This window comes from Pseudomonas sp. CBZ-4 (genome assembly GCF_000346755.1).
Lineage (GTDB): Bacteria > Pseudomonadota > Gammaproteobacteria > Pseudomonadales > Pseudomonadaceae > Aquipseudomonas.
Window position 1 is genome coordinate 89,442 of the sequence record NZ_ANNV01000101.1, and the last position, 20,092, is coordinate 109,533.

At 58.9% G+C, this 20,092-nt stretch carries 32 protein-coding genes; 31 read left to right on the forward strand and 1 reads right to left on the reverse strand.

Annotated elements, in window-relative coordinates:
- Window positions 1-35 precede the first annotated feature (35 nt).
- From B348_RS0112675 to B348_RS1000000130490, 11 genes are all read left to right on the forward strand, one after another.
- Window positions 36-842 (forward strand): phage antirepressor KilAC domain-containing protein, encoded by an 807-nt coding sequence (locus B348_RS0112675; RefSeq protein ID WP_026136765.1) that lies wholly within the window; start codon window positions 36-38, stop codon window positions 840-842.
- Window positions 839-1,144 (forward strand): hypothetical protein, encoded by a 306-nt coding sequence (locus B348_RS0112680; RefSeq protein ID WP_017736488.1) that lies wholly within the window; start codon window positions 839-841, stop codon window positions 1,142-1,144. Before B348_RS0112675 ends, B348_RS0112680 begins: the two co-directional genes overlap by 4 nt.
- Window positions 1,141-1,893, forward strand: a complete 753-nt coding sequence (locus B348_RS1000000131945) for a hypothetical protein (RefSeq protein WP_081609233.1) — start codon at window positions 1,141-1,143, stop codon at window positions 1,891-1,893. Before B348_RS0112680 ends, B348_RS1000000131945 begins: the two co-directional genes overlap by 4 nt.
- The gene (locus B348_RS0112695) at window positions 1,890-2,630 is read left to right on the forward strand and encodes a replication protein P (RefSeq protein ID WP_017736490.1); all 741 of its coding nucleotides are present in this window, start codon (window positions 1,890-1,892) and stop codon (window positions 2,628-2,630) included. Before B348_RS1000000131945 ends, B348_RS0112695 begins: the two co-directional genes overlap by 4 nt.
- Window positions 2,627-3,028, forward strand: coding sequence for a hypothetical protein (locus B348_RS1000000130485; protein ID WP_017736491.1), 402 nt, complete (start codon window positions 2,627-2,629; stop codon window positions 3,026-3,028). The genes B348_RS0112695 and B348_RS1000000130485 overlap by 4 nt, the downstream gene beginning before the upstream one ends.
- On the forward strand, window positions 3,025-3,228 hold the full coding sequence (locus tag B348_RS0112705) for a hypothetical protein (RefSeq protein ID WP_017736492.1): 204 nt from the start codon (window positions 3,025-3,027) through the stop codon (window positions 3,226-3,228). Before B348_RS1000000130485 ends, B348_RS0112705 begins: the two co-directional genes overlap by 4 nt.
- Complete coding sequence (locus B348_RS0112710) at window positions 3,225-3,641, forward strand: recombination protein NinB (RefSeq protein ID WP_017736493.1); 417 nt, start codon at window positions 3,225-3,227, stop codon at window positions 3,639-3,641. Before B348_RS0112705 ends, B348_RS0112710 begins: the two co-directional genes overlap by 4 nt.
- Window positions 3,641-4,246, forward strand: coding sequence for a recombination protein NinG (locus B348_RS0112715; RefSeq protein ID WP_026136766.1), 606 nt, complete (start codon window positions 3,641-3,643; stop codon window positions 4,244-4,246). Before B348_RS0112710 ends, B348_RS0112715 begins: the two co-directional genes overlap by 1 nt.
- A complete protein-coding gene (locus tag B348_RS0112720; protein WP_017736495.1) occupies window positions 4,243-4,563 on the forward strand; it encodes a hypothetical protein in 321 nt (106 codons plus the stop codon). Before B348_RS0112715 ends, B348_RS0112720 begins: the two co-directional genes overlap by 4 nt.
- Window positions 4,560-5,141 carry a hypothetical protein gene (locus B348_RS0112725; protein WP_017736496.1) on the forward strand — a complete coding sequence of 194 codons (582 nt, stop codon included), beginning with the start codon at window positions 4,560-4,562 and terminating at the stop codon, window positions 5,139-5,141. Before B348_RS0112720 ends, B348_RS0112725 begins: the two co-directional genes overlap by 4 nt.
- Before the next feature lie 276 nt (window positions 5,142-5,417).
- Window positions 5,418-6,455 carry a DUF1983 domain-containing protein gene (locus tag B348_RS1000000130490; RefSeq protein ID WP_157356505.1) on the forward strand — a complete coding sequence of 346 codons (1,038 nt, stop codon included), beginning with the start codon at window positions 5,418-5,420 and terminating at the stop codon, window positions 6,453-6,455.
- Between the two features lie 88 nt (window positions 6,456-6,543).
- Here the strand turns inward: B348_RS1000000130490 and B348_RS0112735 are convergent, their stop codons facing one another.
- Entirely contained in the window at window positions 6,544-6,972 is a 429-nt protein-coding gene (locus tag B348_RS0112735; RefSeq protein WP_017736498.1) for a type II toxin-antitoxin system HicB family antitoxin, read from the reverse strand.
- Between the two features lie 272 nt (window positions 6,973-7,244).
- Here B348_RS0112735 and B348_RS0112740 point away from each other — a divergent pair, with 272 nt between their 5' ends.
- The 20 genes from B348_RS0112740 to B348_RS01000000129995 all read left to right on the forward strand — a co-directional run bounded on the left by B348_RS0112740 (window position 7,245) and on the right by B348_RS01000000129995 (window position 20,084).
- Window positions 7,245-7,616 carry a hypothetical protein gene (locus B348_RS0112740; RefSeq protein ID WP_017736499.1) on the forward strand — a complete coding sequence of 124 codons (372 nt, stop codon included), beginning with the start codon at window positions 7,245-7,247 and terminating at the stop codon, window positions 7,614-7,616.
- On the forward strand, window positions 7,616-7,954 hold the full coding sequence (locus B348_RS0112745) for a hypothetical protein (protein ID WP_017736500.1): 339 nt from the start codon (window positions 7,616-7,618) through the stop codon (window positions 7,952-7,954). The genes B348_RS0112740 and B348_RS0112745 overlap by 1 nt, the downstream gene beginning before the upstream one ends.
- A 53-nt stretch (window positions 7,955-8,007) precedes the next feature.
- Window positions 8,008-8,259, forward strand: coding sequence for a hypothetical protein (locus tag B348_RS0112750; RefSeq protein ID WP_008431846.1), 252 nt, complete (start codon window positions 8,008-8,010; stop codon window positions 8,257-8,259).
- Window positions 8,260-8,268: 9 nt separating this feature from the next.
- Window positions 8,269-8,886, forward strand: a complete 618-nt coding sequence (locus B348_RS0112755) for a hypothetical protein (protein ID WP_017736501.1) — start codon at window positions 8,269-8,271, stop codon at window positions 8,884-8,886.
- Window positions 8,887-8,888: 2 nt separating this feature from the next.
- Window positions 8,889-10,376, forward strand: a complete 1,488-nt coding sequence (locus B348_RS0112760) for a terminase (protein ID WP_017736502.1) — start codon at window positions 8,889-8,891, stop codon at window positions 10,374-10,376.
- Window positions 10,376-11,836, forward strand: a complete 1,461-nt coding sequence (locus B348_RS0112765; protein WP_017736503.1) for a DUF4055 domain-containing protein — start codon at window positions 10,376-10,378, stop codon at window positions 11,834-11,836. Before B348_RS0112760 ends, B348_RS0112765 begins: the two co-directional genes overlap by 1 nt.
- The gene (locus tag B348_RS0112770) at window positions 11,811-12,899 is read left to right on the forward strand and encodes a minor capsid protein (protein ID WP_017736504.1); all 1,089 of its coding nucleotides are present in this window, start codon (window positions 11,811-11,813) and stop codon (window positions 12,897-12,899) included. Before B348_RS0112765 ends, B348_RS0112770 begins: the two co-directional genes overlap by 26 nt.
- A 39-nt stretch (window positions 12,900-12,938) precedes the next feature.
- Window positions 12,939-13,649, forward strand: coding sequence for a hypothetical protein (locus B348_RS0112775; protein ID WP_017736505.1), 711 nt, complete (start codon window positions 12,939-12,941; stop codon window positions 13,647-13,649).
- 11 nt (window positions 13,650-13,660) lie between these two features.
- Entirely contained in the window at window positions 13,661-14,638 is a 978-nt protein-coding gene (locus tag B348_RS0112780) for a major capsid protein (protein WP_017736506.1), read from the forward strand.
- 49 nt (window positions 14,639-14,687) lie between these two features.
- The gene (locus tag B348_RS0112785; RefSeq protein WP_017736507.1) at window positions 14,688-15,263 is read left to right on the forward strand and encodes a hypothetical protein; all 576 of its coding nucleotides are present in this window, start codon (window positions 14,688-14,690) and stop codon (window positions 15,261-15,263) included.
- A gap of 58 nt (window positions 15,264-15,321) precedes the next feature.
- Window positions 15,322-15,825, forward strand: coding sequence for a DnaT-like ssDNA-binding protein (locus B348_RS0112790; protein WP_017736508.1), 504 nt, complete (start codon window positions 15,322-15,324; stop codon window positions 15,823-15,825).
- Window positions 15,826-15,842: 17 nt separating this feature from the next.
- A complete protein-coding gene (locus B348_RS0112795; protein ID WP_017736509.1) occupies window positions 15,843-16,214 on the forward strand; it encodes a hypothetical protein in 372 nt (123 codons plus the stop codon).
- Window positions 16,215-16,231: 17 nt separating this feature from the next.
- Window positions 16,232-16,867, forward strand: a complete 636-nt coding sequence (locus B348_RS0112800) for a hypothetical protein (RefSeq protein WP_050558316.1) — start codon at window positions 16,232-16,234, stop codon at window positions 16,865-16,867.
- Window positions 16,864-17,283, forward strand: coding sequence for a phage tail terminator-like protein (locus B348_RS0112805; protein WP_017736511.1), 420 nt, complete (start codon window positions 16,864-16,866; stop codon window positions 17,281-17,283). The genes B348_RS0112800 and B348_RS0112805 overlap by 4 nt, the downstream gene beginning before the upstream one ends.
- A 72-nt stretch (window positions 17,284-17,355) precedes the next feature.
- Window positions 17,356-18,003 (forward strand): phage tail protein, encoded by a 648-nt coding sequence (locus B348_RS0112810; RefSeq protein WP_017736512.1) that lies wholly within the window; start codon window positions 17,356-17,358, stop codon window positions 18,001-18,003.
- Between the two features lie 3 nt (window positions 18,004-18,006).
- Complete coding sequence (locus B348_RS0112815; protein ID WP_017736513.1) at window positions 18,007-18,387, forward strand: phage tail assembly chaperone; 381 nt, start codon at window positions 18,007-18,009, stop codon at window positions 18,385-18,387.
- Between the two features lie 47 nt (window positions 18,388-18,434).
- On the forward strand, window positions 18,435-18,713 hold the full coding sequence (locus B348_RS0112820; RefSeq protein WP_017736514.1) for a DUF1799 domain-containing protein: 279 nt from the start codon (window positions 18,435-18,437) through the stop codon (window positions 18,711-18,713).
- A gap of 250 nt (window positions 18,714-18,963) precedes the next feature.
- Window positions 18,964-19,137 (forward strand): hypothetical protein, encoded by a 174-nt coding sequence (locus B348_RS1000000131760; protein ID WP_017736515.1) that lies wholly within the window; start codon window positions 18,964-18,966, stop codon window positions 19,135-19,137.
- The gene (locus B348_RS0112830) at window positions 19,134-19,595 is read left to right on the forward strand and encodes a hypothetical protein (RefSeq protein ID WP_017736516.1); all 462 of its coding nucleotides are present in this window, start codon (window positions 19,134-19,136) and stop codon (window positions 19,593-19,595) included. The genes B348_RS1000000131760 and B348_RS0112830 overlap by 4 nt, the downstream gene beginning before the upstream one ends.
- Before the next feature lie 150 nt (window positions 19,596-19,745).
- A complete protein-coding gene (locus tag B348_RS01000000129995) occupies window positions 19,746-20,084 on the forward strand; it encodes a superinfection immunity protein (RefSeq protein WP_017736517.1) in 339 nt (112 codons plus the stop codon).
- Window positions 20,085-20,092 lie beyond the last annotated feature (8 nt).

A 20,092-nucleotide genomic window follows, 5' to 3' on the forward strand; every position in this document is an offset into this window, starting at 1 on the left:
CGTGCAGCACATACAAATAAGTTCTGGAGCGAATAATGCCTATTCCCCAATCCGTCGTCAATACCAACGAATCCGCGCCACGTTTTTCGATAGCTGAAAACGTGGCGCGCAGTATGTCATCGCAAGAAATTGCCGATCTGGTTGGCTCTCGACACGACAGCGTGAAGCGAGCCATAGAAAGATTGGCATTCAAAGGCGTAATTGATAACCCACCAATGGTGGAGAAGCCCACTGGTGGGCGCCCGGTCGAGGAATACGTATTCTCTGGCGAAAAAGGGAAGCGTGACAGCCTTGTGGTGGTTGCACAGCTGAGTCCCGAATTCACTGGCGCGTTGGTCGATCGATGGCAGGTGCTGGAGGAATCGGCATCGCAACCTTCGTTTGACATGAGTCGCCTGAACGACCCAAAGGTCCTGTTGGCCCTGCTGACCGACAACGTGCGCAAAGTCGTGCACCTGGAGGCAGACAATACCGAGCTGACCAATGAAAACCAGCTGTTGGAGCAGAAGGTTTGCGCCGACGCGCCAAAGGTTGAGTTCTTCAATGCCGTCACGGTGACCCACGAAACGTACTCAGTGGGCGAGGCGGCCAAGCTGATTGGCACCGGACAGAAGCGCCTAATGGACTTCCTGCGCCAGAAACGCTGGGTCACGCTGCGCAAAAACGAACCGATGCAAGCCCCTATTGAGTCCGGCTATCTGACGGCGAAGCTCAGCACCTTCGAGCATCCAGAAAACGGCAAGACCACTGTGGCAACTGCTCGGGTTACTGGAAAAGGGCTGACCAAGATCCGCGCAATGTGGGCTGCTCGTGAAGCTGATCTGCTAGGTGGTGTCTCATGAGTCAGCAGTCGATCAAACCAACCGTCATTGACGAATCCTACATGGAGCAGTTCAGCAATGACCAGCTCGCCTTTATGGCCTGGGACAAAAGCGAGTTCTCGCTGAGTGTCTATTTGGACCCTGAAGAGTCGAAGTGTGAAGGCTGCACTGGCGATGCTCTGTTCGAGCTGATAACCGCCGTGCTGGCGTCCAAGGTACTGATCCGTCGCCTTGCTGGCGTTGACCCTCAATCTATCCGCGAGTCCGCTATCAGCAAGATCCTCCAGGGTAGCCGCTTCCCTCAGTGGGAGACCTTGCAATGAGCATTATTCGTGCGCCTCGTCCTGAGGCGAATTTCTACATGCTCAGCAAGTCGATCAGCGAGGACGCACGCCTGAGCTGGGCTGCGCGTGGCCTGCTGGTGTTCCTGCTGGGTAAGCCTGACCACTGGGCTGTGTCAGTCACCCACCTGCGCAACGAAACCTCAAAGTCTTCGAAGCCTACCGGGCGTGACGGTGTTTACGGCCTACTGCAAGAGCTGATCACCGCCGGCTACGTCCAGCGCCGCCAGGATCGTTTGGGCTCTGGTTTGCTTGGCGAAACCCACTATGTCGTCTCTGAATCACCGCTTCCGGCTTTACCGTATACGGCTGCACCGCTTCCGGCTCAACCGTATACGGCAAATCCGACACTAGTAAGTATTGAAGGTGAGCAAGGACTGAAACAGCAAGCAAGGACTGAAAAACCTTCGGGCACTAAAGCACCCTCCCGCACCAAGGCTGCGAAGTTTGATCCGGTGACCGCTAAGCCTGAAAGCGTAAGCGACCAGACCTGGCAGGACTGGTGCCAGCACCGCGCAGAGATTAAGCGCCCACTGACCGCCACCACCTGCGCCAAGCAAGCCAAGACCCTGGCAGGCCACCACGACGCTGATGCCGTGATCAACCAGTCCATCAGCAATGGCTGGACCGGACTGTTCCCGGAGAAGGTGTTGCCTGGCGGCAGGACTGTCAGCAACGGCCCGGACTTCTACGACAAGTCGTGGCGTACCGATACGAGTGATGACCTATGAAAAACGTCACTCAGATGATCCCAGGTGCTGCGCGTGCCCTGTCCACCGCCGCCCCTTATCAGGCCCCTGTCCAGACCGGAACACAGCTGGGCGTTGTGGATGACGCCACCGGTGAAGTGGTAGAGCGCCTATTTCGCCAGCTGCAAGCCATCTTCCCGGCCCACAAGCAGGCATGGCCAGACGACAAGGCCAAGGCTGCCGCTATGCGCAACTGGACTATGGGGTTTATGGCCGCCGGCATCCGTTCGCTGGAGCAAATCCGCTATGGAATCGAACAGTGCCGGAAAAGCGGCTCACCGTTCGCTCCAAGCGTCGGCCAGTTCATAGGCTGGTGCACGCCCGGACCTGAGGCGTTCGGCTTGCCAGCGAGCGCTGACGCATGGGTGGAGGCATTGATGAGCGTCTACAGCCATGAGGGCGTGAAGGTGGCGGCCATCGCCACCGGTTTGTTCGACCTGCGTTCGGCCAGGCAGGAAGACAAGGGCCTTCGCCAGCGCTTCGATCACAACTACGCCGTGGTGATCCGCCGCGCCCAGGAGGGCCAGCCGCTGGACGGGAAGATCCTCGCCGGCATAGGCCACGACAGCCAGAAGACCGACTTCGAACTCGCAAACGAGCTTGCCGACCAGCAGGCCCAGGCGCGAATCCTTCAACAGGGCATCCCGACTGACGGCAAATCGGCGCGTGCGCTGCTGCTGGCCAAGTTCGGCAAGAAGACCACGGAGCAGCGGACATGAGCGACTACACCGAACTGAAGCGGCTGGCCGAGGCCGCACAGTATGAAAATTGTGAGTTTCAGCATGAGCTTGTCGCAGCGACGAAAGCGTTTTTCGTTGGGTGCATTCCCGAGCAGATCCTGGCCCTGATCGCTGAGAACGAGTCAGCGCACAAGCACTGGCAAAACGAATCGAACAATGTGCAGGTGCTGGTGGCAGAGGTTGCCCGGCTCAAGGTCGAGAATGAGGCGCTGCGCAAAGAGTGCGATGCCCGTCACCCGTTCAAGCCTTTTCATGAGCCGGCAATTGGCTTCACTGGTTGCGTGATTTGCGGCGTGTACACCGACCACGGCGGCCTGTCATGCCCGAAAACGCGAGCAACCGCCGACGCCGCCATGGGCAAGGGAGAGCAGTCATGAGCGCTTTACTGATCGGATACGCCATCGTCGGTATCGTTACCTGGGCCGGAATGATCGCTGAGTTTGCTGTCGGCGGTCACATCTGGCGCCCGCGCGATGCATATGGCCTACCTGTGACAATGATTGGCGTGACTGCGCTTTGGCTTCCTGCAATCGCCTTCTGGCAATTCCGCATGTGCCGGAAAGGAGGCCGGTCATGACCAGCCTCCAGATCCGCAACGAATCAGACCGCGCCCGGGTGCTTGGCCATATCGCTGGCATGGACATAACCAAGCCCAAGAAACTGGCCATCACCGAAGTCGACCGTAGCGGGGAGCAGAACAAGGCCCTGCACGCGGCTCTATCCGATATCGCAGTCCAGGTCGAACACGCTGGGAAGAAGTGGGATGTCCTGATCTGGAAGCGCCTACTGACCGCCGCCTGGCTGCGCGAGTCGGGCGACCAGCCCCAGATGATCCCTGCGGTAGACGGCAACGGCTTCGACGTCATCTACGAGCGCACCAGCAAGCTCACCGTAAAGCAGTGCTGCGAGTTGATCGAATGGGTTCATTGCTTCGGCGCCGAGCACCAGGTGCGGTGGACGCAGAAGGACAATTGGGGGGGGCGCTACTGATGGCCATCGAAAGGAAGCCGGCCAAGCCGAAGAAATGCCGCGTTGCTACGTGCAGGGCCTCATTCGTCCCTTCGCGCATGGGCCAGGCAGTGTGCAGCCACGCATGCGCCCTGATCGACGGGCCGCGCAACGCGCCGAAGGCCCGCAAAGCCATGGACCAGATCGAGCGCGCCGAGATCAAGGTGCGCAAGGAAAAGCTGAAGAGCAGGGCGGAACACCTGCGCGAAGCCCAGGCCGCGGTGAACGAGTACGTGCGCCTGCGTGACGCGCACCTGCCCTGCATCAGCTGCGACTCCACGCCGAACGACAACGGCCTGATGACGGGAAGTCGCTGGGACGCTGGGCATTACCGATCCGTGGGGGCCTGCCCAGAGCTGCGCTTCGAGCCGCTGAACATCCATCGCCAGTGCGTGAAGTGCAACCGCAACCTATCCGGCAATGCCGTGGAGTACCGCATTCGCCTGGTGCAGCGCATCGGCTCAGAGAAGGTGTCGTGGCTGGAGGGGCTGCACCCGACCTGCAAGTACACCGTGGAAGAGATCAAGGCCATCAAGGCTAAGTACCGGGCAATGACCAGAGAGCTGAAAAAGGGGCAGGCAGCATGATCAAGAAAATTATGGGAACGATTATTGGTGTGGCGCTGAGTTGCTCCTTGCTCTTTGGCGGTGAATCGCTGCACCAGTTCGCGTTATACGTGCTGTGCGTGATGAATGGCCTCGCTTGGTTGGTCTTGCTGTGTGGTGGCATCAAGGATGAGGTTACCGCCGGGTTGCGATCCAGGCTATGGATCAGCTTGCCGAGTTCAGCGTTCAGCCTGTATGCCATGATCGCCACGGGGCACACCATTCTGGCAACTTCGAGCTTCATGGCCACCTTATTCATCCTAACTGTCGCATTCCGCAAACCGGAGGTGGCGGCATGAAAATCAACTCAGCGCGCCAGGCTTGGCATGACTGCAATTACAACCCAGCCCCCGGCCAGACCTCTGACGTCGTCCAGCTCGGGGTGGTGGTGCAGAACACCGAGCGCGGGCCCACGGCGAGCCACGCGGTGCACGGGGCGCTGGCCGGGCATATCCAGTCGGCTATTGCCAGGCTACACCCGCAGATCCGCGTATTCGGTGACTTCATGTACGCTGCCGAGCAAAGCGACGACATCCGGGAAGCGGCGGAAGAGGTCGTGTTCCTGCTGGTGCAAAACCGGTCCCCACGCATGACGGCGGCCAAGCGAGAGAAACTGGAGTTCGTCGTAAAGGGGGTGATGCGCCGGTACCAGCACATGCACCAGGGCGGGCAATCGTCCAACGAAGACCCCCTGGCCAACGCCGAGAAGTTCCGGGCCTGGATGTGGCAGGTCTACGAAGTGCGGCTGGAATCGTGCAACTGGGATCGGGATTGGGGTGGTGTGTTGCAACTGATCTTCGAATGCTGCGAGGATCTGGACCGCCGCGCACTGAGCCCCGTTGCAGCGGTAATTTACGAAATGCGCGAGGCCGCATGAGGGCCTATTGCGTTCCCGTGCGGCTGGTGGCATTATCTCGCCACTGTTAGAGTTTTGCCTTCGGCAACTAACTCGTCAAACCATAAAACCCGGCCATCGCGCCGGGTTTTTTTATTGCCTGAGTTTCAACTGCAGCCAGGGCAGCCTCAGGGAAGGCCTGGACGCTGATAAGCCGGTAGTGCAGCGCTACGGAAAAACACCGGCAGCCCGTGCACCCTGACCTGACTGTGCTTCCAGGGTGGCGCGAGACAATGACGGCGAGATCGATGCATTTGGATGTCGACGCCGGGATTGTCTTTGGCTGACAGCGGGAAAGACCGCGCACCTATTCAGGGCCTCAGCATTCGCTGGGGCTTTTCTCGTTATGAGGCACAGCAAATGTCCGGCCCTATCCAATCCAGCGACTATGTGCCGGGCATTTCCGGCTGGAAGCTCGATCAAGCCACTGGTGAGTTCGAGATCAATCAATCGCGCCCATCCCTAAGTGCTGATGCGCAGATGATCATTGTGGTTGCAGGTGAGTGGTCTGAATATGATCTGCCGGCCAACGCGATTGAGCGCTATGCGTTCATCGGCGCAGAGGTGGCGAAGATCCCGGCCGAGTATCGCGATAACGCCGAACTCACAACCAAAGACTTTTCGTTCGATTGCGACGGTTCTGACGTTCGAACCACGCTGAGCTATACCCGCCTAGAAAATCAGGATGAGGTCGTCGCCCGCCTGGAAAAGGCGAGGGTGGCCGGAACTAGCATCGTGCGTGCTGGTGGCTGCACTACGATAATTTGTGATGGCGTTGTGCAGGCCAGGTTCGGCAATCTGGACGCGCCGCTGCCAGATCCTGAACAGCCCCAGCCCTTCAAGGTCGAGGGTGACAAGGTCTACCTCAACGAGGCCTTCATTCGGGAGGCGGTGGTCACCAATGCCAACATTGGTTTCTACGTCCCTATCCCCGGCGTGTATGTAGATGCCAACGGTCGTGTCCGCATCAATCGAGAAGATCTTGCCGTCGATGCAAAGATCGACGGCAAGCTGACCGCCAACTGGTCGATTCGGATGCAGATCAACGCCAACGGCCAGTACGTGGCTGCTGGTGTTGGGCTTGGCATTTCCGACGGTTTCGACTCTCAGTTCCTAGCATCGGCTGACGCGTTCGCAATCAAAGAGCGCAGCGCCCAGGAAGTGCTCGAGAAGATTTCTACCGTTATCGGCGAGTCATCCCTGTCGGCTGACCTTGAGTCGCCAATCCCGGGGATTGTGCTAGACACGATCCGCGCCGAGCTGCGCCCCGGTGGCCTGCTTCACCGTTCACGCTAACTTCCGGCTCGCCTCTGTGCGGGCTTTTCCGTTTTCGGCCCCACCACACCCATTGCTCCGAGCTGGGAGTGCTGCCGGGGATGATTGATCAGGCCGCGTGAACGACCACTTCCACGCGCTTACCGAAAGCGGCCAAGGCCGTCTCCAGCTGCTTCATTCTCGAATTGTGGAGGAAATCGACAAGGCGATACGCTTGGGCTTTGTGAATCCCGAGCAGCTCGCATAGGTCAACCCTACGCATGCGCCTCTCCATTAGTGAGTTCCACAAGGCAATCTTGGCGACCGTCGTCGCCGGCAAGTAAATTATGTGCTCGCCAGCCTTTGGATCCGATGCCTCTGGAATAACTCGACGCTGATCGACATAGATCGACAAAGCGCTATCAATCGCGTCTAGGGTTTCGCTGATTGAGTGTTCTTTGTCGCGGCCGTAGCTATTTAGCTCCGGCAGGTCGCGGCAGGATACTGTCAGTCCTGGAGTGCTGCCATCTTGTTCAACGCGTATTGCATAGTTGTACATGGACACTCCTATGGTGGGTGATTTTTCATCGATTGATGTGCGCGATAGACCCATCATGGCCCCAAGTGCTGAATGAGTGCCCATAAACGAGAGGCGGGCCAGGCCTCTTGATGACCCAATGTATTTAATTGCATAGATCTATTCAATGCCTCGCATAAGTGAGGTCACTTCGTTTTCGGCCCCACACACCCATAGCTCCGAGTTGGGAGTGCTGCTGGGGCTGACTTATTTGTAAAGGTCGTACCTCGGCCACCTTTCTCTATGGAGTGGCGATGGATCCTAACGACCTGGGGCCAGGCACGTTCGCGTGGCTTGGCGGTACCGGCACTGTGCTGCTCGGCGGTCTGTTGTGGCTTAGGAAATTCCTCTCCAAGGACGCGACCGACCGGGCCATGGATAACGCCGACATCGGCACCGTCCGCCGGCTCAATGAATTGCTCGACACTGAACGTGCCCGTGCCAACGCCGCCGAGGCGCGCGCTGACCAGTTTGCCAAGGAGCGCAACGAGCTTGCTGCAGCGGTTGGCCGTATGGAGGGGAAGATCGAGGCCCTTTCAAGCCAGGTCGCGCAGCTCACTGCAACGGTTACCTCGCAGAGTGACGAGATCGCCCGCCTGCGAACCAAGCTGGGAGGCATCAACTGATGGATAGATGCGCAATCAACTTCATCGCCCGCCACTGGTGGAGGCGCGCCGAGGTATGGGTCATCGCTCTCCTGCTGGTAGCCGGCGGATCGATCCTTGGCTACCAGGCCGGCGTCTGGTCTGCCAGTAGCGAGCAGACCAAGCAACTTGCCGAAGTGCGCGCCGCCTATGACGCCGCCCTGGGTAAGCGTGACCTGCGCCTGACCAACCTTGCCGAGAAGACCCAGGACGCCGCAGTGAAGGTGCAAGAGGCATCGCACTCTGCAGTCCAAGCGGCTGACACGGCCAGCAAGGCAGCCGAGAAGGTCAGTGAAGCGGTAGAGCGGCAGGCGCCCTAATCCGCGCCACGTTTTCTAATGCGCCAAAATGTGGCGCGACACAGGAGTAGGGCATGACCGTCAAGGTTCTGGAGTTCAAGCGGGAGGACTGGCGCGATGCCGCCAAGACCCTGCGCAAGATCGCCGATGACCTCGATGCGGGTGAGCATCCCGAATGCACCGTAGGCGCCTTGACATTGATCGGCGCTAAGGGAGAGGTGACCGTATTCGGCCTCGGGCCCAAGTGCGACGACCTGCAGTGCTTGGGTGCCATGCGCCTGGGTGAGCAGAAACTGATTGATGTGCTGCTGGACAGCCAAGACTAAGGATTCCCCATGACAACCAAGCAGCCTGACTGGGAGCGCATTGAACAGCTCTTCCGGGCTGGATTGCTCTCCGTGCGTGAGATCGCCGCCGCGTGCGGTGTCTCCCATACAGCAATCAACAAGCGGTCGAAGGCTGAAGGCTGGGATCGCGATCTGAACGCCAAGATCAAGGCCAAAGCCGATTCACTGGTTTCCAAACGAGAGGTTTCCACAAAGGTTTCCACGGAAACACTGGCAACCGAACGTGGAATCGTAGAGGCAAATGCTGAGGTCATCGCTGACATCAGGATGGCTCACCGGACGGACATCGGTCGCTCACGCAGGCTTGCCAACAAGCTTCTGGATGAGCTGGAATCGCTCACCGATGAGCAGGGCACCATCAAGGAGTTGATTGCCCAGTTCAAGGAAGGAGTTCACGAAGACGGCGATGCGATGGCTGATGTGCTGGCCCTCGCCCAAAAGATGGGCGCGCTCCCGTCTCGGACCAAGACCATGAAGGAATTGTCCGAAACACTGAAGACTCTGGTTCTGCTGGAGCGACAAGCCTACGACCTCGACACCAAATCCGGCGGCAATGACGCCGACGAGCTGTCCAAGATGATGGACGATCTATCGAAGGACGCCTGACCATGAAGCCCGAGCACATGAAGCTGCTGCGGGATCGGTTTTGGCGACTGAATAACCTCTACTTCATCACCGACAAGCAGGGCAAGAAGGTTCGCTTCCGCATGACGCAGGAGCAGATTGATTACTTCCAGGGGATGCATACCCGGAACATCATCCTGAAGGCCCGCCAGCTGGGCTTTACAACGCTGGTGTGCATCGTCCAGTTGGATGCAGCGTTGTTCGAGGCTGCCAAGTGCGCCTTGATTGCTCACACGCTGAACGACGCGAAGCGCCTGTTTCGTGAAAAGGTCAAGTACGCCTACGACAACTTGCCGAAGGAGCTGCGCGCTGCCAACCCTGCGAGAAACGACGCTGCCGGTGAACTGGTGTTCAGTAAGGGCGGCTCGCTTTACGTCTCTACATCGTTCCGGGGCGGGACGCTGCGCTACCTGCATGTATCTGAGTTCGGGAAGATCTGCGCCAAGTTCCCGCATAAGGCGCGGGAGATTGTCACCGGTGCTTTCGAGGCTGTCGCTGCTGAGTGTTTTGTCACCATCGAGTCGACGGCAGAGGGCAGGGCCGGGTATTTCTTTGATTACAGTCAGTCAGCAGAGCGCCAGCAACTGGCTGGTGTGCCACTGGGCCTGCTGGACTGGAAGTTCTTTTTCTTCAGTTGGTGGAATAACAAGGCCTACAGCCTCGACTCTGCTGACGTAGTGCTGCCGCAGCGCCTGACCGACTACTTCAACGAACTGCACGCCAAGCACGGGATCGTCACCAACGACGGCCAGCGTGCGTGGTATGCGGCCAAGGAGAAGACACTCGGCGACGACATGAAGCGGGAGTACCCCTCAATCCCGGTTGAGGCCTTCCAGCAATCGGTCGAGGGCGCTTACTACGCCCAGCAGTTCACCAAGCTGTATGCCGCTCAGCGCATCGGCACTCTGCCCGACAACAGCCACCTGCCGGTGATGACCATTTGGGACATCGGCGTGAGCGACTCCACCGCCATTTGGTTCGTGCGCCAGGTTGGCGAGCAGTACCACATCATCGATTACTACGAGAACTCAGGCGAAGGCCTGCGGCATTACATGAAGGTGCTCAAGGACAAGGGTTACACCTATTCCGAGCACTGGGGGCCGCATGACATCGAGAACCGTGAGTTCGGCAGTGATGCGAAGACGCGCAAAGACATCGCCCGAGAAGGTTACGAAATCGACGGGCAGGTTTATCGGATGACGTTCCAGGTCGTCCCGAAAATCGGGGTGGACGACGGCATCGAGCAGGCTCGGGAAATTCTATCCAAGTGTGCCTTCGACGAATCCAAGTGCGAAGAGGGCATTGCCTGCCTCGAGAACTATCGCAAGGAGTGGGACGACAAGAAGGGCTGCTGGAAAGACAAGCCGCTGCATGACTGGACGTCTCACGGCTCCGATGCATTCCGGTACTTCGCTGTCGCCAAGAGCGCAAAGAAGCCGGTCAAATCAATCAAAATGGGATTCGCACGCTAATGGCAGACGTCACATACACCCGCCCGGAGTACGACGCGGCACAGTCCCGTTGGCGGCTGGTGCGCGACGTGTGCAAGGGCTCCGAGACGGTAAAGGGGCGCGGCGATGTGTATTTGCCCAAGCCCAACCATCACGACACCAGTCCTGAGAACATCGAGCGGTACAAGTCCTATAAGCAACGCGCTGTGTTCTACAACGCCACAGGCCGTACGAAACACAGTTTGGTAGGTGCCGTATTTCGTACGTGGCCGACGCTGACCGTTCCCGGCGCGCTCGATTACGTGTCCACGGACGTCGACGGGCAGGGAGTGAGCGTTTACCAGCAGTCGCAGTCGGTCATCGGGCATCTGCTCGAGGTAGGCCGTCACGGCCTGCTGGTGGATTACGCTGCGGTGCAGGCCGGCACAGTGAGCAAGGCAGATGAGCAGGCAGGGCGCGCCCGTGCGAACGTTGCGAGCTACCCGGCCGAATCAATCCGGAACTGGAAGACCCGCAAGGTCGGCGGTCAGCACCTGCTGAGCCTGGTGGTGCTGCGCGAAGAGGCAGACATCGACACTGATGATGGCTTTGGTAGCGAAAAGGTTGTGCAGTACCGCGTGCTGCGTCTGGATGTCGCCGGCGTGTATACCCAGGAGCTGTGGCAGGAAAGCTTAAGCGAGACGGCAATGGTCATCCCGCCATTCACGCCGCTCAATGGCGCTGGGCAACCATGGCGCGTGATTCCCTTTCAATTTCTCGGCAGCGAGAACAACGACACCAGCATCGATGACTCGCCGTTGTACGACATGGCCGTGCTGAACATCGGCCATTACTGCAACAGCGCTGACTATGAGGACTCAGTCTGGTTCTCGGGCCAGCCGCAGTTCTGGATTTCGGGGTTGGACGAGGCCTGGCGCGATCACCTTGAGGCCAATGGCATTTATGTCGGCTCCAGGGCGCCGCTGACGCTTCCTGCCAGCGGGTCGTGTGGCTTTGCTCAGCCTGAGCCGAACACACTCGTGAAGGAGGCCATGGACGCCAAGAAGCAGGACATGGTGTCCCTGGGGGCCCGACTGATTGAGCGCGGCAGTGCGGTGAAGACCGCAACCCAGGCTGATAACGACAGCGCCGCCGAGCACAGCGTTCTCTCCCTGGTGGTGAGCAACGTCAGCGAGGCGTACAGCCAGTGCCTTGAGTGGATGGCGGAGTTCGTCAACGCTCCCGGCGAGGTGGTCTACAAGCTCAATCAAGACTTCAGCCAGATCACTCTGGACGCGACGATCCTTGCAGCGCTGTTTAACGCGGTGCAGGGGGGTAAGTTGCCGGAAGGAGACTTCTGGCAGTACCTGCGCGATCGCGGCGTGATTAACCCAGAGAAGACGGACGACGACATCCGGGGCGAACTGGAGGCGCAAAGCACGGGGCCTGACCTGGATGACGACGAGGTAATTCCGAATGGCGGCAAACCAAGCAATCCTTGACGCCACTATCCGGCATGCTGTCTTCCTGGAGCAGCTGAAGTCGGGGGAGGTGGCGAAGTTCGCCCCCTTCCTCAAGGAGATCGACCGCTCGATTCGTGAGCGGCTGACGCGGGCGGACCTGACTGATTACACCGTCGCCCGTCTGGAGCGGCTGCTCAGCGAGGTTGATAGCCTGCTGCTGGGCATCTTCAACCGGTACAGCGAGAAGCTGAACCTCGACCTAGTGGACATCGCCAACTATGAGGCTGAGTTTGAAGCGACCAGCCTGACCCGGGCGGCGCCGGTGGGCGTCACTTTCGACGCGGCTGTGCCAGGTGCTGCGGCAATCAGGGCGGCAATCCTCACCAATCCGCTTAGTGTGCGCGGCGCTGACGGCGGGAAGCTGCTCAAATCGTTCATCGACGGCTTCACCGCTACCGAGCGACAACGCCTCACAGGCGCTATCAGGCAGGGCTTCTTTGAAGGCCAGACCAACTTCCAGATTATCAAGAACATTCGCGGCACCAAGGCGCTCCAGTACAACGACGGCATCCTGGCCACGACGAACCGCAACGCCGGCGCCATCGTGCGGACGGCGGTGCAGCACGTTGCAACCCAGGCGCGCATGGAGACGCTGAAGGAAAACAGCGACGTCGTGCAGTCCGTGGAGTGGGTCAGCACCCTGGATTCGAAGACCACTAGCCAGTGCCGGACGCTGGATAAGCAACGGTTCAAGCTGACTGAGGGGCCGAGGCCACCGATCCACATCAACTGTCGCTCGACAGTGGTAGCGGTGACTCGCTTCAGCGCCTTGTTCGCCAAGGACGCTACGCGGGCTTCCATCGGTGACGGCGGCGCCCAGCAGGTGAGGGCAGACCTCAGCTACTACGACTGGCTCAAGCAGCAGCCAGCAGCGTTTCAGGACAAGGCTATCGGCCCGGTCCGCGCCAAGCTGTTCCGCGAAGGCGGCCTGAGTATCGAACGATTCTCCGAGCTGCAGCTTGATCGCAACTTTTCACCTCTGACCCTTGTGCAGATGAAGGCTCTTGAGCCTCTGGCGTTCGAGCGGGCGGGCATCAAATAGCAGGCAGGGCCTGCACCAACGTCTCCGGGAGACAAACAAATGGGTTTGAAATATCAGCTGGACACTCTTGACGGTCTCGATGACTCCGTTAAATCGCTCTACACCGAGAAGGAAGGAAAGTTTGTCCTCGGCATCGAAGGCCTGCCGCAACCAGAAGACGTAACCGGCCTGAAGTCGAAGGTGGAAGAGTTGCTCGGCGAGAAGAAAGCCGCCGAGAAAGCTCGCAAGGATGCGGAAGAGCAGGCCCGACTGGAGCGTGAAGAGGCCGCTCGCAAGTCCGGCAACGTCGAGGAGCTCGAAAAGTCCTGGTCTGAAAAGTACAACCGCCGCGAAGCTGAGCTGAACGGCATGCTCGAGCAGGAGCGTGGAACGCTGAGCACTCAGATCCGGGATCTGACTGTCGGCCGTACCGCTACTGACATCGCGTCTGCCCTGGCAATCCCAGGCAGCGCCAAAGCCCTGTTGCCGCACATCGAGCGCCGTCTGAGCGTCGAGCAGCGCGACGGGAAGCCTGTTGTGGTCGTTCTCGACCAGCAGGGCAAGCTCTCGGCGGCAACGCTGGATGAGTTGAAAGCAGAATTCGCAAACGACACGGCCTTCGCGCCGTTGATCGCGGGTAGTAAGGCGTCTGGCGGCGGGGCTGCTGGTGCTGGAGGTGGCGGCGGGGCCGCAAAAGGAAAAATCGGCGGCACCAAAGAGGAGCGACAGGCCGCGATCGCGAGCCGGTTCCCGGATCTCCCACAATCGTAAGGAAATAACTCATGTCCCTGTCGCAAATGCAGGTTTTCAACGAATACATCATGCCGGCGACTCTCGAGACGCTGGATCAGTATCTCGCCGCCTTCAACGCCGCCAGCCGCGGTGCAATCGTGCTGTCCCCGGACGGCTTCACTGGTGACTTCCTCCAAGAGTCGTTCTTCCAGACCCTGGCCGCTGCTCAGCGCCGCGTGGATCGCTACAGCGCGAACGCTACTGTCGCTGCAACCGATCTGACTGAACTGAAGAACACTTCGGTGAAGGTTGCCGGTGGCTTCGGTCCGATCCGCTACGAGCCGTCGCAAATGACCTGGCTGGAGCGCCCAACCGCGCAAGGCATCGAAGTTGCTAGCCGTGCGTTCGCTGAAATCCTCCTGAAGGACCAGCTGAACACCGCGATCGCTGCCCTGGTTGCTGCAATCACCGCCCAGGCCGCCGCGGTCAACGATGTGTCGGCTACCGCTGGCATCACCTACGCAGGCCTGAACAACGCTCACGCGAAGTTCGGCGACGCAAGCCAGAACCTGGTCACTCAGGTGATGCAGGGCACCAGCTACCACAAGTTGGTCGGCCAGAACCTGGCAAACCAGAACCAGCTGTTCCAGGCCGGTAACGTCCGCGTGATCGATATTCTGGGCAAAATCTCCGTTGTGACGGACGCCCCGGCGCTGATGCAGGCCGGAGTAAATCCCGCGCCGAACAAGGAAATCATCCTGTCCCTGGTGCAAGGCGCTGCGCTGGTCCACGACGGCCGCGACATCATCAGCAACGTCCAGACCACCAACGGCAAGGAGCGTATCGAAACCACGCTCCAGACCGACTACACCTTCGGCCTGGGCCTGAAGGGGTACACCTGGGACACCACCACCGGCGGCAAGTCGCCAACCGATGCCGAACTGGCGACCGGTACCAACTGGGACAAGACCGCCACCAGCATCAAGCACACCGCCGGTGTGGCTCTGATCGGTGACGCCTCTAAGTAACTCTGACAGCTGAGTCGGGCCCAGCGCCCGGCTTGGCGAGGACACGATCATGAGCCACAAGAACATTTGGTATCTGCCTGGTCCATTCCATCAGTACCAGGAAGACGTGAAGGCGCTGGCCAAGGCGAATGGCCTGCGCATCGTCGACGCAAGCGTTACCGAAAGCCGCGAAGATGCTGCCGACGATGTGCCTGACGTGACGGTCAAGGAAGTGCCGAAGGTGCTGCTGATCGATGGTGGCAACTCCAGCGTCAATATCGATGCATTCCGCGCCGAGCTTGAGTCTGTCGGCCTGATCGTCGAGTCATTCGCTGATCAAGAGCTGGCGCGCCCCGAAGGCGAGCTTGGTCCTACCGCTGGCCGCCTGTTCCAGGTTTTCGAGGCAGTAAACGCCGGTGTGGAAAGCCTCATTCGTGAGCGTGATGGCGAAGCTGAAAAGGTGAAGGCTCTGCAACTGCAGGTGGACGACCTTATCCAGCAGGCCGCCAAGGCTCGCCTGGACGACCAGGACGCGAAGGAAATCGCCGAGCTGAAGGCTAAGCTGGACGAAGCCAAGGTTCCATACCGGGCCAACGCCTCGAAAGAATCCTTGGAAAAGCTCGTCGCTGATCTGCCCAAGGCGTGATAATGCTGGCTGCCGGTGACCCGGTGGCCGATCTCAAACCATTCCAGCGAGTTGACGTATGACACTCATCATCGAGGACGGCACCGGCAAGCCTGACGCCGAAAGCTATGCGAGCGCCGAGGACCTGGCCCTGTATGCCGTTAAATTCGGCACGGTCATCCCCACAGGCGCTCCCGAGCAGGAAGCGCTGCTGCGCCGGGCTGCCTTGGCGATGGATGGCAAGACCTGGAAAGGCCGCAAGATGAGCAGCGAGCAGGCGCTGGCCTGGCCGCGCCGGGGTGTTGATCTGGACTGCCAGATCAAGCCAGACAACTACCTGCCGGCGCGGATTCAGTACGGGCAGATGGCCCTGGCCGCCGAGATTCATCAGGACGACATCGACCCAGTGGATAAGCGCAAAGGCGCGGTAACGCTGGAGCGCGTCGAAGGCGCGGTAACACGCGAGTACGCCACGATCTCCAACACCAGCGGTCGGCTGTTGCCGGCGGCGCCTGATCGACCGAGCGCTACGCAGTTTGCTGACTACCTTCAAAAGCGTGGGCTATTCGCAGTTCGCGCATAGAATCAACGGAGACCCCCATGGCCACCTTCTACGACGAAATGGCCGTGATGGCTCTGGAGATGATCACAGAGTTCGGCCAGCCCGTGACCATCAGCAAGACGGAGCCAGGCGAGTACGACCCGGAGACGGGCGGGGAAGCGCCGGGTGTGCCCGTCGAGCAAATCGCCCAGGGCATCCTGCTTGACTTCACCGGCATCGAATTCCAAAACAACAGCCTCATCAGGCAGGGCGACAAAAAGCTCAAGATCTCCGCGCAGGGATTGGCTTGGGTGCCCGGGCTGCTCGACAAGGTCGTGGCCCAGGGCCGCACCTGGTCAATCGTGCCGCCGCTGAAAGAGATCAACCCGGCCGGCACGCCGATCCTGTATGAGCTGCAGGTGAGGTCGTGACGAACAAATACGCGAGCATGAACGGCAGCTTCGCCGAGAATATTCGCGACTTCGCCGAGCGAGCGAAGGGTGGTATCGACGCGACCATCCGCGAGATCGTCATCGAGATCGGAAGCAGCGTTATCCGCATGTCACCGGTGGGCAATCCTGAAATATGGGCCGCGAACGTAGCTCACCGCCAGACCAACACCCGCGCAGCCGACGACTACGACTTCAAGGTCGCAGTGCGCAACACGATCATCAACCTGAACGAATCAAACTTCACCAAGGCCGGTAAGCTGCGGCGCGGCGTGAAGTACGCCAAGCCCCTGACCAAGACCGAGCGCGACCAGAATTTCAACGTGAACGGGTTGGTCGCGGGCAGGGACTACGTCGGTGGGCGGTTTCGGGGGAACTGGCAGTTTTCCATCGGAACGCCAGCGGAAGGCACTCTTGATCAGGTCGACCCGGTCGGCGGTGTAACGCTGGCCAAGCTTAAGCTGCAGGTGGAGTCACTCACAGCAGGGCAAACTGCCTATATCGTGAATAACTTGCCCTACGCAATCCCGCTTGAGTACGGACACTCGACCCAAGCTCCCGGCGGCATGGTCCGGATTACCCTGGCCCGCTTCCAGCAGATCGTCGACGAAGCCACAAGGAACAACCAGGTATGAGCCACGCCATTATCGCGTCGATCTACGAGGCCAAGTTACTTGCCTGGAGCAAGGCGCGGGCAGAGCCCATCAAGGTCGTGTTTGAGAATATCCAGTATGACCCTGCGGACGGCGAGACCTATCTGCGGGCGTTCATGCTCCCAGGCGATACCGCCAGCAGCACGCTCGCTGGCGACCACCGCGCGTTCATCGGCGTCTACCAGGTCAGCATTGTGGCTCCGGCGAACACCGGGAAGACAAAGACGAACCCACTGGTAGCTGAGCTGACCGCGCTGTTTCCGCTGTACGCGAGAGACACGAAGGCAGGCCTAACCGTCGTTACGATGTCGCCAGTTGACCCTGGACCCAGTATCCCCGATCCACCCACATTTACCGTGCCGGTGTCGTTCGAATACCGAGCAGACATCGCCACCTGAATAAGCCCGTTGGGCAAACCCCGAAACCCGCCTCTGCGCGGGTTTTGTCATTTATGAAAAGAGGAAACACCCATGCAAATGCCCAACGGCGCCACCCTTGAGATCGCGTCCATCTACGGCACGCCCATCCCATTCACCGCCCTGACAAACGCCAATCCAGCCGTCGCGACGGCTGCGGCGCACGGTCTGGCCGAGGGCGACATTATTGCCGTAAATTCTGGCTGGACCCGCCTCGATGGTCGCGGCGTTCGAGTTGGAACGATCGCCAGCGGCACGTTCGCGCTGGAGAACATCAATACGACCAGCATCCAACAGTATCCCGCGGGCTCGGGGATTGGTTCCGTTCGCGAGGTGACAGCCTTCACCGAGATCTCGCAGATTACTGAGATGAATTCCAGTGGTGGTGATCAGCAGTTCCTGACCTTCGGCTTCCTGGCCGACGATGATGATCGCCAGATGCCGACCACAAAGAACCCGATCACGCTGACCTTCACCGTCGCCGACGATCCGTCCAAGCCATATGTGGCCGTCTGTGAAGCTGCTGACGACGACAAGCAGGCTCGCTTGCTTCGCCTGAACCTGCCGGGCGGCAGCAGCATCATCTACAACGGTTATGTGTCGATCACGTCGACCCCGACCATGTCCCGCAACAACCTGATGACCCGTGTGATCAGCCTGGCGCTGACCGGTCGCCCAGCCCGTTACGCGGCCGTGGTGTAACCCATGGCCAAGTTCAAATTGATCCAGAAACCGACCTTCAAGGCGCCGGTGATGATCCAGCGCGCGGGCTACAACGCTGAAAAGGTGGAGTTCGAGTTCAAGTATCTGGACCGCACCGCGCTGGCCGAGTTGTACACCGGATGGAACGAGCGGCACGACGAACTGGGCAGGCAGGTCGGCGACATGGACCTCAAAGCTTTCACCGCCGCCCAGATCGCCCTGCAAGCCGACCAACTGCTGGATGTGGTTGTGGGCTGGGACATCGAAGAGGAGTTCACGCCTGAAAACGTGCGCATTCTCGTCAATTCGATCAACTCGGCGCCGAAGGCAGTGCTGAACGCGTACGCCGAAGCCTTCAGCGAGGCCCGCCTGGGAAACTCCTAAGCGCCTCGCGCGCGCTGTATGAGCCAGGGCCATCAGATGCAGAGCTGATGGCCTTTGGGTTGTCGCGTCAGGATATCCCCGACAAGGAAGTCGGCATCTGGCCAGACAACTGGGACGCCTTCAAAGTCTTCGAGGCCATGAGCACCCAGTGGCGCACAGGCGCGTGCGGCGCAACAGGCATGGATTACAGCGTTCTCTCCGAGGTGATTCGGATGTGCGGCGTGCCGATCAGCCAGCGACAAACCATTTTCAGCGACTTCCGCCGTATGGAGGCGGAAGCGCTGCAGGTGATGGCAGAGCAGCGGGAGCGCGCGAGAGGAGCCTGATTATTCTGTGCTTATACGCTAGCGGAAAGCTGTGAGAGAAAGATGTAGGCGAATCCTGAGCAGAAGCCGAATGCTTGATTCTGAAGCAAAATTCAAATTCAGATCCGAATCAGTATTCGTATAATCGGTCGAAAGTGGTTGCGAATGCTTGTTTACAGTTGTAAATGGTTGTGCTCTGGTTATAATAGTTGACATAAGCGTCAACCATTACTACTACGCAGAAACCTCTCAACCCAGCAGGGTGAACACCATGGCGAATACTGATATTCATTCGGATGGAAAGAAATCCACGCTTAGCGCTTACGAGCGCAAGATGGCTCGCCAGCGCCCCGAATTCATCTCGCAGGACCTTCTGGATAAGGTGGTCCGTGAGCATAGTGCTTTTTTCAAATCTATGCGCATGGATAAGCACGTCTCGCTATGACGGCCGTCGTGGTGAGCAGGAAGCTCACGTTAGCTATCGGCGAAAAACTCTCGCAATCGTACGCAAGCGAATTTTCCCTTTGGAAACAAGGCTTGATCGGCGCTGGCGATTTTTTTGGAAAAACGACACCGTTCGTCGCTCCCCCCGCGATTAAAAACGTTTTAGAGAAGGTGCACCTCGAGCACAAAGGCGTATCCCGCAGATGGGATGCAATGTTGAGGGAAGGAATCCTTGATCCTCAAGCGTACACATCTGACAAAATATTAGTTTTTGGGCGGATGTGGGATGTCAGGCTTAGCCCTTACATGCTTGTGACAATTCTCGAGCCTGGGCATGACCAAATGAAAGATTGGCCTATGCTAGCAGGTGTTGGTGCATATTTTGGAGCTGAAAGCGCTGCTTTCTCCAGAGAATATCCAACTACCGCATGGGTTACTTCTGGTTTCCCGTCTAATTAAGCCCAGCCCCGCGCTGGGCTTTTTGCATCTGGTGAATCCTATCGTCACCGCCTAGCCTCCACCCAACCCACGAGAACCCCGCCCATGCGGGGCTTTGGCGCTTCCTGCTGAAAATGGTAGATTGCTTTTCTTGATCAAGGAGAAGGGTCTATGTCTAGTGAACCGGGAGTGATTGGCTCTCTAATGCTGTTTTTTATTGGTGCGGTGCTTTATTTCTTGCCAACTATTAACGGCAAAAGCAGAAAGCACCCAAATACGGACTCCATATTTCTTCTTAACTTATTTTTGGGATGGACTCTCATAGGGTGGGTGATTGCGCTGGTCTGGTCAGCATCCGCCATAAGCAAGCCTGTGGAAGCGAAGAACAGCCCCACCGCTCCAGAAATCGACAGATACGAAGCCCTTGAAAAGCTTGTGTCCATGAAGGAGCGCGGATTTATTTCGGAAGATGAGTTCCAAGCCGAAAAAGCAAGACTGCTTCGAAGCTGAACATCAGT

Coding starts and splice junctions, on each gene's coding strand:
- B348_RS0112745 (WP_017736500.1), top strand. CDS start 7,616: ATGGATAGATGCGCAATCAACTTCATCGCCCGCCACTGGTGGAGGCGC.
- B348_RS0112720 (WP_017736495.1), top strand. CDS start 4,243: ATGATCAAGAAAATTATGGGAACGATTATTGGTGTGGCGCTGAGTTGC.
- B348_RS0112695 (WP_017736490.1), top strand. CDS start 1,890: ATGAAAAACGTCACTCAGATGATCCCAGGTGCTGCGCGTGCCCTGTCC.
- B348_RS01000000129995 (WP_017736517.1), top strand. CDS start 19,746: ATGTCTAGTGAACCGGGAGTGATTGGCTCTCTAATGCTGTTTTTTATT.
- B348_RS0112780 (WP_017736506.1), top strand. CDS start 13,661: ATGTCCCTGTCGCAAATGCAGGTTTTCAACGAATACATCATGCCGGCG.
- B348_RS0112735 (WP_017736498.1), bottom strand. CDS start 6,972: ATGTACAACTATGCAATACGCGTTGAACAAGATGGCAGCACTCCAGGA.
- B348_RS0112710 (WP_017736493.1), top strand. CDS start 3,225: ATGACCAGCCTCCAGATCCGCAACGAATCAGACCGCGCCCGGGTGCTT.
- B348_RS0112760 (WP_017736502.1), top strand. CDS start 8,889: ATGAAGCCCGAGCACATGAAGCTGCTGCGGGATCGGTTTTGGCGACTG.
- B348_RS1000000130490 (WP_157356505.1), top strand. CDS start 5,418: ATGTCGACGCCGGGATTGTCTTTGGCTGACAGCGGGAAAGACCGCGCA.
- B348_RS0112795 (WP_017736509.1), top strand. CDS start 15,843: ATGGCCACCTTCTACGACGAAATGGCCGTGATGGCTCTGGAGATGATC.
- B348_RS0112810 (WP_017736512.1), top strand. CDS start 17,356: ATGCAAATGCCCAACGGCGCCACCCTTGAGATCGCGTCCATCTACGGC.
- B348_RS0112815 (WP_017736513.1), top strand. CDS start 18,007: ATGGCCAAGTTCAAATTGATCCAGAAACCGACCTTCAAGGCGCCGGTG.
- B348_RS0112750 (WP_008431846.1), top strand. CDS start 8,008: ATGACCGTCAAGGTTCTGGAGTTCAAGCGGGAGGACTGGCGCGATGCC.
- B348_RS0112675 (WP_026136765.1), top strand. CDS start 36: ATGCCTATTCCCCAATCCGTCGTCAATACCAACGAATCCGCGCCACGT.
- B348_RS0112820 (WP_017736514.1), top strand. CDS start 18,435: ATGGCCTTTGGGTTGTCGCGTCAGGATATCCCCGACAAGGAAGTCGGC.
- B348_RS0112775 (WP_017736505.1), top strand. CDS start 12,939: ATGGGTTTGAAATATCAGCTGGACACTCTTGACGGTCTCGATGACTCC.
- B348_RS1000000130485 (WP_017736491.1), top strand. CDS start 2,627: ATGAGCGACTACACCGAACTGAAGCGGCTGGCCGAGGCCGCACAGTAT.
- B348_RS0112830 (WP_017736516.1), top strand. CDS start 19,134: ATGACGGCCGTCGTGGTGAGCAGGAAGCTCACGTTAGCTATCGGCGAA.
- B348_RS0112705 (WP_017736492.1), top strand. CDS start 3,025: ATGAGCGCTTTACTGATCGGATACGCCATCGTCGGTATCGTTACCTGG.
- B348_RS1000000131760 (WP_017736515.1), top strand. CDS start 18,964: ATGGCGAATACTGATATTCATTCGGATGGAAAGAAATCCACGCTTAGC.
- B348_RS0112785 (WP_017736507.1), top strand. CDS start 14,688: ATGAGCCACAAGAACATTTGGTATCTGCCTGGTCCATTCCATCAGTAC.
- B348_RS1000000131945 (WP_081609233.1), top strand. CDS start 1,141: ATGAGCATTATTCGTGCGCCTCGTCCTGAGGCGAATTTCTACATGCTC.
- B348_RS0112715 (WP_026136766.1), top strand. CDS start 3,641: ATGGCCATCGAAAGGAAGCCGGCCAAGCCGAAGAAATGCCGCGTTGCT.
- B348_RS0112680 (WP_017736488.1), top strand. CDS start 839: ATGAGTCAGCAGTCGATCAAACCAACCGTCATTGACGAATCCTACATG.
- B348_RS0112765 (WP_017736503.1), top strand. CDS start 10,376: ATGGCAGACGTCACATACACCCGCCCGGAGTACGACGCGGCACAGTCC.
- B348_RS0112800 (WP_050558316.1), top strand. CDS start 16,232: ATGAACGGCAGCTTCGCCGAGAATATTCGCGACTTCGCCGAGCGAGCG.
- B348_RS0112725 (WP_017736496.1), top strand. CDS start 4,560: ATGAAAATCAACTCAGCGCGCCAGGCTTGGCATGACTGCAATTACAAC.
- B348_RS0112755 (WP_017736501.1), top strand. CDS start 8,269: ATGACAACCAAGCAGCCTGACTGGGAGCGCATTGAACAGCTCTTCCGG.
- B348_RS0112805 (WP_017736511.1), top strand. CDS start 16,864: ATGAGCCACGCCATTATCGCGTCGATCTACGAGGCCAAGTTACTTGCC.
- B348_RS0112790 (WP_017736508.1), top strand. CDS start 15,322: ATGACACTCATCATCGAGGACGGCACCGGCAAGCCTGACGCCGAAAGC.
- B348_RS0112770 (WP_017736504.1), top strand. CDS start 11,811: ATGGCGGCAAACCAAGCAATCCTTGACGCCACTATCCGGCATGCTGTC.
- B348_RS0112740 (WP_017736499.1), top strand. CDS start 7,245: ATGGATCCTAACGACCTGGGGCCAGGCACGTTCGCGTGGCTTGGCGGT.